This is a genomic window from Micromonospora sp. NPDC003776, from assembly GCF_053605645.1.
Window position 1 is genome coordinate 1 of the sequence record NZ_JBSGJR010000333.1, and the last position, 7603, is coordinate 7603.

Sequence of the window (7603 nt, forward strand, 5' to 3'; positions counted from 1 at the left end):
CGAGCCGTCCGAAGACGGCTCGGGCACACTGCCGGTCGGTCAGGGGTTTACCCGGGTGGCCGGACTGTCCCCTGGCAGGCCTGACATGTCGGCCTCGATCGGCGGCACCGGAGTGCTTCCCAGAATGTCGCCGTTTCTCGAGTAGGCGGTGACGGTGGCGGGCTGGTTGTGCGGTACCGGCGCGGTGCCGGCGTTTGACGCATCGAGGGTGACCGTGATGGGGAGTGCGCCGCGGACCGCGACCGTGACGCGGTCCGCGTCCGGCGGGGCGACGACCCGCACCTGGTCTGTCGGCGTGCGGCTGGGGTTGTCGGCCCGGATACGCCAGCCGATCGGCCGCTGGTAGGCGCCCTCGGCGGGCACCAGCAGGCGCAGATCCATCCAGGTGCCGGTCCGTTCGCCGCCGTGCATCGCGTACGCGATTACCCCGCCACCGGTGGGCTGCACGGTGAGTAGCGCGGCGGCCTTGCCGTCAGCTCTGCCCGTCCAGGGCACCCGCACAGTCGTTCCGGTAGCGGGGAGGCGACCGTCTTGCAGTGCCAGTGCCACGAAGTTACGCAGGTCCGCGTTATCCAGCGGCACGCCCCGAGTGCCGCGCTTGATGCCAGTGAGTAGAGCGTCCATGTCCGGCTCGGTCGGCTCGATCGCCTCATACGGGCCGCCGCCCAGGCCGCCTTGATAGAACACGTGGTTGCCGCGACTGACCCGGACGACGGGCTCGCTGCGCAGCGGCGTGGTGGGCAGGACCGCGATCCCGACTCCGCTGCCGTCGGGCCTCGCGATGTTCGGATACTCCACAGTTCCCTTCGACGTGTACCGGAGGTCGCCGCTGATCGTCACGGTGGAATCGGCCGGCCCGACGACGACCGCGAAGCCGTTCGACCCGGAGCCGGCCCGCATCAGGGTCATCACGCTGTCGCCGCCGTCACTGTTGCCGGCGTAGCGCATCTGTTCGACACCGGCCCCAGGCGAACCCACGAACCAGACCAGCGCCGTCATCGTGAGAAGGCCGATCCGCAGCGGCACCGCCACCAGCGCGACCCGGTGGCCCGGCTGGTCACTGCCGTAGAGCAGGCGGATCTGGTCGCGGCCGCCGACCTTCCACATTCCATCCGGCTGCCAGCCACCCAGGGACGAATCCATGCTCAACCGCGCCTGCAACGTCTTCACCCAGGCGTCGTCGCCGGTCAGAGCACCGCGTGGCGGCGCGTCGAGCAGCGACGCCGGGGCGGCCGCGACCGCAATGCCGGGTGCCCAGCCGGGCAGGCGGACCACGTTGGTCTGGATTCCGACGAGCGCTGCCAAGACCGCGACAGTGGCGACCATCCGGATCAGTCGGGTGCGCCGGTGCCGTCGCTCAAGCCGGGTGAATTCCGGCCACGGGTCCTCGGGGACGCCGACAGCGTCCGCAGCCTGCCTCAGCGTGGGACTGAGCGTCGTTTCCGCGAAGTTCTCGTTCATGCCGGTTCCTCCTTCAGCAGATGTGAGGGCGCAACGGCAGCCGAGCTGAACTCGGCCCGCAGCCGTGCCAAACCGCGCGATGCCTGACTCTTCACCGCACCCACCGAGCAGCCGAGAGCCGCAGCGGTATCCGCCTCGCTCAGGTCCTCCAAATACCGCAGCGTCAGAATCGCCTGCGTCCTTCGCGGCAAGCGCCGCAGCGCGACGAGGAGCAGTTCCCGCTGTTCCACCTGCCCATAAGGGTCCGGCACCGGCGCACTGTCGGAGGTCAGCAGCGGCACCTCCAGCGGCCGGCGCCGGCGCCGCCAGGAGATCGCCGTGTTGACCATCACCCGACGTACGTAGACCTCGGGTGCGTCTCTGCGCAGAACCCTCCCCCAACGCCGATGGGTCTTCTCCAAGGCCGACTGCACGAGGTCCTCGGCTGTCCCCCGATCACCGGTCAACAGGTAGGCCGTGCGGAGCAAAGGCCCCCATTGTCGCTGTACGAACAGCCGGAACTGATCGTCATCCTCGTGCGAGGTCACGCCACCTCCAGGTCGCGTCCGCCGCGTGTCTTCGTGCGCATACAGAGCAAGACGCAGCCGGCGACAGCCGGGTTGAGTCGAAACCGTACGTCGCCGTGGATCGTTCTCAGGGCAGCGCCCGGGAACCCTGGCCGCCCCTACTCCACCTCACCCTCGGAACGATCCCGCTCTCTTTGACGAGCTTGTGCTCACGTGGGGGATGCGGGCGCACGCGGAGGCGTTGACGGCCGGCGAGATCGTCTTCTTCGACCACGCGATCCCCTGCACCGTTGGTTTCATCAGAGCCAGGGCGGAGACGGTGCCAGCTCACTTCCACGCCGCCGTCGCACGATTCAGGTATCACCCGACGGTCTTCGTGGCGCCTCCTTGGCGTGCGATATACCGGCGCGACGACGCACGATGGGAGAGCTTCGAGCAGGCCCAGGGCATACACGCGGCGATCGTGGATGCCTACCGTGAGTTCGGATATGAATGCGTGGAGTTGCCCCGCGCTGACGTCGCTAGACGCATGCGCTTAGTCCTCGACCGGATCAGGGAAGGAGGCGACGAGCGCCGCAACGATTGCAGCCCTGCACTCGAAGCCCCAGCCATGCGGCCTTGATCGCGCCGAATCAACCGGCGTTGCCGGCTTTGCTGCTCATGCGCCGAAACCCTCGCCGGAGGCGGGCTGGGCTGAGTCGCACGGGCGGCGCTGGGCGTTCCCAGGAACGACGCAGGGCGCTCACGGCTTCTCGGGCCGAGGCGTAGCTGGATGTAGGCGACCAACATGAGCCAGGACCAGGTGGCACTCCTCAAATCACATCGAATGACGAGCGAAGGCGGCTGTACGCGGTAAACCACAACGGGCCGCCCCGACTTCGGCTCCAGCTGGCAGAGCGACAGCGCTGACCCACCGGGCAAGCAGCGGACCGACAACTGCAGCGCCGCGGCGGTCCCTTCGGCGGTGTTGCCGACTCTGGTGCGGCCCGGGAGCCCGGCCTCAGGACAGCCGCTGCGCCCGGTGCAGGATCCGCTGAGTGACCACCACCAGAGCGAGGAACGCGCCGCTGACTACCTGCTGGAACGACGAGGTGAGCACGCCGATCTGGTTGATCAGGCTCTGGATGACCCCGAGCAGGAGGACACCTGCCATCGTTCCGGTGAGGCCGCCGGAACCGCCGGTGAGCAGCGTGCCACCGATCACGACGGCGGCGATGACGTCGAGTTCCATGCCGGCACCGAGGATGGTGACGCCGGAGGACAGACGGGCGGCGTTGAGAGCGCCCGCCAATCCGGCGAGCAGTCCGGAGATGAGATAGACGAGGACCTTGACGCGGGTGACCGGCACGCCCATGAGCACCGCGGCTTCCTCGCTGCCGCCGATGGCGTAGACGTTCTGGCCGAAGCCGGTGCGTTGCAGCAGCACCCCGCCCAGCAGGGCCAGGCCCAGCGTGATCCAGACGGGCACGGTGAGGCCCAGGAAGGATGCTTGGCCCAGGGCGCTGAACGCGTCGTTGCGCACCAGGTAGGTGTTCGCTCCCTCGTCGGATACGGCGAGCATGAGGCCCCGCATGCCGAGCAGCCCAGCCAGGGTCACGATGAACGGCGCCATGCCGGTGCGTGCCACGATCAGTCCCTGCACCAGCCCGATCGCTCCGCATACGGCCAGCGGCAGCAGCAGGGCGACGAGCAGCCCGTACCGGGAGCCGTAGGCGGCCAGCACCCCGGCGAGGACGAAGGACGAGCCGACGGAGAGGTCGATGCCGCCGCTGATGATGACGAAGGTCATCCCGATCGCGATGATGGCCAGGAAAGACGACGACACCACGATGTTCGCGGCGTTCTGCGGGGTGGCGAACGAGTCGAAGGCCACGGTCCCGGCCACGACGGTGACCGCCAGCACCATGAGCGCGCCGTGGTGCTGAAGCAGGTGGCCGATCCGTTCGCGGCGCAGCATGCTCGGCCCGCGCCTTGCGTCGGTGCCAGGGTCCGCGTCCGCGGCGGTGGTCGTGGTGGTGGTCATGCGCGCCTCCCTCGGGCGGCGTAGACGGCGGCCAGGATGATGACCGCCTGGACCATCTGGGTCCAGGACTGCGGCAGGTTGTGCTTGATGAGTGTGGCCTGGAGGAGCTGGATGAGCAGGGCGCCCATCACGGTGCCGAGCACGCGGACCCGGCCGCCGGTGAGCGGGGTGCCTCCGACGACCACGGCGGTGATCGCGGACAGTTCCATGAGCAGGCCCAGGGAGGTGGGGTCGCTGGCCTGTAGCCGGGACGTGGCCAGCACGCCGGCTACCGCGGCGAGCAGGCCGGAGATGATGTAGACGGTGATCAGGACGCGTCGTACCGGCAGGCCGGACAGCCGGCTCGCGGCCCGGTTGCCGCCCACGGCGACCAGTTGCCGGCCGAAGGTGGTGCGCTTGATCAGGAAGGCGACCAATGCGGTGAGCACCGCGGCGACGATGACGACGAGCGGCAGTCCCAGCACCGACCGGCTGCCGAGGGTGATCAGCGTGGGGTTGTGGAATTCGGTCAGCTGCGGCACCAGCACGTTCGCCAGGCCACGTACGCCGACCAGCAGCGCCAGCGTCGCCACGATCGGCTGCACGCCGACGTACGCCACCAGCGCGCCGCCGGCGGCGCCGGCGGCCGCGCCGGCGATCAGGGCCGTGACGATCGCGACCGGAGCGCCGTAGCCGAGGTAGAGCACCACCATCGCCGAGGCGAGCGCCATGACGGCACCGACGGACAGGTCGATGCCTTCGGTGCCGATCACCAGCGCCATGCCGAGTGAGGTGATGACGACCGGGGCGACCTGGATGAGCTGTGTCCGGAAGTTCGCCACCTCCAGGAAGTGCGGTGTGAAGACCACGTTGAAGAGAAGGAGCGCGAGTACCGACGCGTAGACGCCGTACTCCTGCAGCCACGTGAGCAGGCGTGCCCGTCCTGCCCAGATGCGCGGCGTGGCCGCGAGTTCAGCCATCGGTCTCTCCCGTCGCGGCGATGGTCGCCATGATTGCTTCTTCCGTCACCTGGTCACCGCTGAGCTCGCCCGCGACCGCGCCGTCGCGCAGGACCACGACCCGGTCCGCCCCTTCGACGAGTTCCTCAAGGTCGGATGAGATCAGCAGGACGCCGAGCCCTTCGGCGGCAAGCTCGTCGATGAGGGCCTGCACCTCGGCCTTGGCGCCGACGTCGATGCCGCGGGTGGGTTCGTCGAGCAGCAGGACCTTGGCGCCGGTGGCCAGTGACCGGGCCAGCAGGACCTTTTGTTGGTTGCCGCCGGACAGCTCGGAGACCTTCTGGTGGGGCGAGGCGGCCTTGATGCGCAGTCGCCGCATGAAGCTGTCGACGATCCGGTCGATCCGGGCGTCGGACACGACTCCGGAGCGGGACAGTTGGGGTAGGGCGGCCAGCGCGATGTTGTCCCGTACCGACAGGGTCGGCACGATGCCCTCTGCTTTGCGGTCTTCGGGGACGAGGCTGACGCCGGCGCGGATCGCCGCCGCCGGGGAGCCGCGTCGTACCTGTTGCCCGGCGACCGTGACGGTGCCGGCGTCGACCGGTAGGGCACCGGCGATCGCCTTGGCGGTCTCGCTGCGTCCGGCGCCCAGCAGCCCGCCCAGGCCGACCACCTCGCCGGGGCGGACCTGCACGGACACGTCGTGCAGGACCGGCCGGTGGGACACCGAGCGGGCGTCGACGAGCGGTTCGCCGGCCGTGGTGGTGTGTTCGCCGGTGAACTTCGTCGCCCCGTCGCGGCGGATCTCGGTGGGGTCGCGGCCGAGCATCAGGGCGACCAGTTCCACCCGGGCCAGTTCGTCGAGGGGCCCGTGGTGCGCGATCCGGCCGTCGCGCAGTACGGTGACCCGGTCGCAGATCCGGTACAGCTCGTCGAGGCGGTGGCTCACGTAGATCACCGAGATGCCCTCGGATCGCAGGTCGGCGATGACGCGGAAGAGGGTGTCCACCTCCCGCGGTTCCAGGGCTGAGGTCGGCTCGTCCATGATCACCACGCGCGCGTCGACCGTGACGGCGCGGGCAAGGGCCACCATCTGCTGGGTGCCCATGCCGAGCGAGCGCAGTGGGCGGCGCACGTCGGCGCGGATGCCGTACCGGCCCATCACCCGCTCGGCCTCGGCGTACAGCTGCGTGGTGTCGATCACGCCGAGTCGGCTGCGCGGTTCCCGCCCGAGCAGCAGGTTGTGCGCGAGGCTCATCTGCGGGACCAGGTTGACTTCCTGGTAGATGGTCGAGATCCCGGCCCGCTGGGCGGCGAGGGGGTGGTCGAAGGTGACCGGCTCGTCGCGCAGCAGCAGCGTGCCGCGGTCCGGCCGGTACACGCCGGTGAGGACCTTGATCAGGGTGGACTTGCCGGCGCCGTTCTCGCCGACGAGGGCGTGGACCTGCCCCTCGTCCAGCCGGAAGGACACGTCGTCGAGGGCGAGGACACCGGGGAATCCCTTCGAGATTCCCCGGGCCTCCAGAACCGCGGCCGCCATCAGTACGCGTTTCCCAGGCTCTCCTTGGCGTTCGCCGTGGTGTACTCCTGGTCGCTGATGATCACCGTGGCCGGGATCCCTTCCCCGTCGAGGAACTTCTGGGTGGTGGAGAAGGCGAGCGGGCCGAAGCGCGGGTTCGACTCGACGACGGCGGACAGCCAGCCGTCGACGATGCCCTGCACGGCCGCGCGGGTGCCGTCCACCGACACGATCTTGACCTGGCCGGGCGACTTGCCGGCGCCCTTGAGCGCCGTCACCGCGCCGAGCGCCATCTCGTCGTTCTCGGCGTAGACGCCCTTGGTGCCGGGTCGGGACTGGATCAGCTGCTCGGTGACCTGCTGGCCCTTCTCTCGGGTGAATTCGCCGGTCTGTTCGAACGAGATGGTGATGCCGGGCGCCTTCTCGTGGATGCGGTCCTTGAACCCCTTGGTCCGGTCGGTGGTGACGTTGTTGCCGGGCGCGCCGAGGAGGATGGCGACCTCACCCTGGCCGCCGAGGGCCTGGATCATCTGGTCGGCCGCCCGCTTGCCCTGCTCGTAGAAGTCCGAACCGATGAAGGTGAGGTAGTCGGTGCACGGTTGGGCGTTGATCTTTCGGTCGATGGTGATGATCGGGATCTTCTTTTCCGCCGCCTGCTTCAGCACCGGTTCCCAGCCGTCGGAGTTCAACGGCGCGATGACCAGCAGCTTGGCGCCCTGGGCGATGAGTTGCTGGACGTCTGAGATCTGCTTGGAGAACTGGGACTGGGCGTTGGTGACCCGCAGGTTGGCGATGCCGAGCTTGGCGGCCTCGTCCTTGATGGACTTGGTTTCGGCGATGCGGAACGGGTTGGCTTCCTTCTCCGACTGGGAGAAGCCGACCACGTCCTTCTTGAGGTCGAACTTCTGCCCGCCGAAGCTTTGCAGTGTGCAGGTGGGGCCGGTGGCGCCCGCGCTCTGCACGACCTGCTGGCCGGCGCTGCCGGCTGGTGCGGGCGTGTCGCCGCTGTCCTCGCTCTTGGCGCAGGCCGCGGTGGTGAGCAGGGCGACCAGCGCGACGGCGGCCAATCCGGATGTCCTGGACATGAGAGGTCCTTTCGCTGAGGAACTTCTTCGTTCGGCGAGGCCGGCCGTCGTCGCCGCGGTGTCGACCGCGG

The 7603-nt window shown here is 69.1% G+C and carries 7 protein-coding genes; 1 reads left to right on the top strand and 6 read right to left on the bottom strand.

Translation table 11 applies throughout. The features are described from left to right. Positions 1-39 precede the first annotated feature (39 nt). Both ACWEVO_RS23720 and ACWEVO_RS23725 read right to left on the bottom strand, forming a co-directional pair. Complete coding sequence (locus ACWEVO_RS23720; RefSeq protein ID WP_452309717.1) at positions 40-1461, bottom strand: hypothetical protein; 1422 nt, start codon at positions 1459-1461, stop codon at positions 40-42. Beyond that, positions 1458-1988, bottom strand: coding sequence for a SigE family RNA polymerase sigma factor (locus tag ACWEVO_RS23725; protein ID WP_452309718.1), 531 nt, complete (start codon positions 1986-1988; stop codon positions 1458-1460). Before ACWEVO_RS23725 ends, ACWEVO_RS23720 begins: the two co-directional genes overlap by 4 nt. 127 nt (positions 1989-2115) lie before the next feature. On the opposite strand from ACWEVO_RS23725, the gene ACWEVO_RS23730 reads away from it, so the two are divergent. Further along, positions 2116-2589 carry an AAA family ATPase gene (locus ACWEVO_RS23730; protein ID WP_452309723.1) on the top strand — a complete coding sequence of 158 codons (474 nt, stop codon included), beginning with the start codon at positions 2116-2118 and terminating at the stop codon, positions 2587-2589. Positions 2590-2967: 378 nt separating this feature from the next. Here ACWEVO_RS23730 and ACWEVO_RS23735 read toward each other — a convergent pair whose 3' ends face one another. From ACWEVO_RS23735 to ACWEVO_RS23750, 4 genes are read right to left on the bottom strand one after another with little or no spacing between them, the layout of a single operon-like run. Further along, the gene (locus ACWEVO_RS23735; protein ID WP_452309719.1) at positions 2968-3990 is read right to left on the bottom strand and encodes an ABC transporter permease; all 1023 of its coding nucleotides are present in this window, start codon (positions 3988-3990) and stop codon (positions 2968-2970) included. Continuing rightward, positions 3987-4949: an ABC transporter permease gene (locus tag ACWEVO_RS23740; RefSeq protein WP_452309720.1), complete on the bottom strand. Its 963-nt coding sequence runs from the start codon at positions 4947-4949 to the stop codon at positions 3987-3989. Before ACWEVO_RS23740 ends, ACWEVO_RS23735 begins: the two co-directional genes overlap by 4 nt. Next, positions 4942-6468, bottom strand: coding sequence for a sugar ABC transporter ATP-binding protein (locus tag ACWEVO_RS23745; protein WP_452309721.1), 1527 nt, complete (start codon positions 6466-6468; stop codon positions 4942-4944). Before ACWEVO_RS23745 ends, ACWEVO_RS23740 begins: the two co-directional genes overlap by 8 nt. Next, entirely contained in the window at positions 6468-7532 is a 1065-nt protein-coding gene (locus tag ACWEVO_RS23750; protein ID WP_452309722.1) for an ABC transporter substrate-binding protein, read from the bottom strand. Before ACWEVO_RS23750 ends, ACWEVO_RS23745 begins: the two co-directional genes overlap by 1 nt. Positions 7533-7603: the final 71 nt, after the last annotated feature.

Coding starts and splice junctions, on each gene's coding strand:
- ACWEVO_RS23720 (WP_452309717.1), bottom strand. CDS start 1,461: ATGAACGAGAACTTCGCGGAAACGACGCTCAGTCCCACGCTGAGGCAG.
- ACWEVO_RS23735 (WP_452309719.1), bottom strand. CDS start 3,990: ATGACCACCACCACGACCACCGCCGCGGACGCGGACCCTGGCACCGAC.
- ACWEVO_RS23740 (WP_452309720.1), bottom strand. CDS start 4,949: ATGGCTGAACTCGCGGCCACGCCGCGCATCTGGGCAGGACGGGCACGC.
- ACWEVO_RS23745 (WP_452309721.1), bottom strand. CDS start 6,468: ATGGCGGCCGCGGTTCTGGAGGCCCGGGGAATCTCGAAGGGATTCCCC.
- ACWEVO_RS23750 (WP_452309722.1), bottom strand. CDS start 7,532: ATGTCCAGGACATCCGGATTGGCCGCCGTCGCGCTGGTCGCCCTGCTC.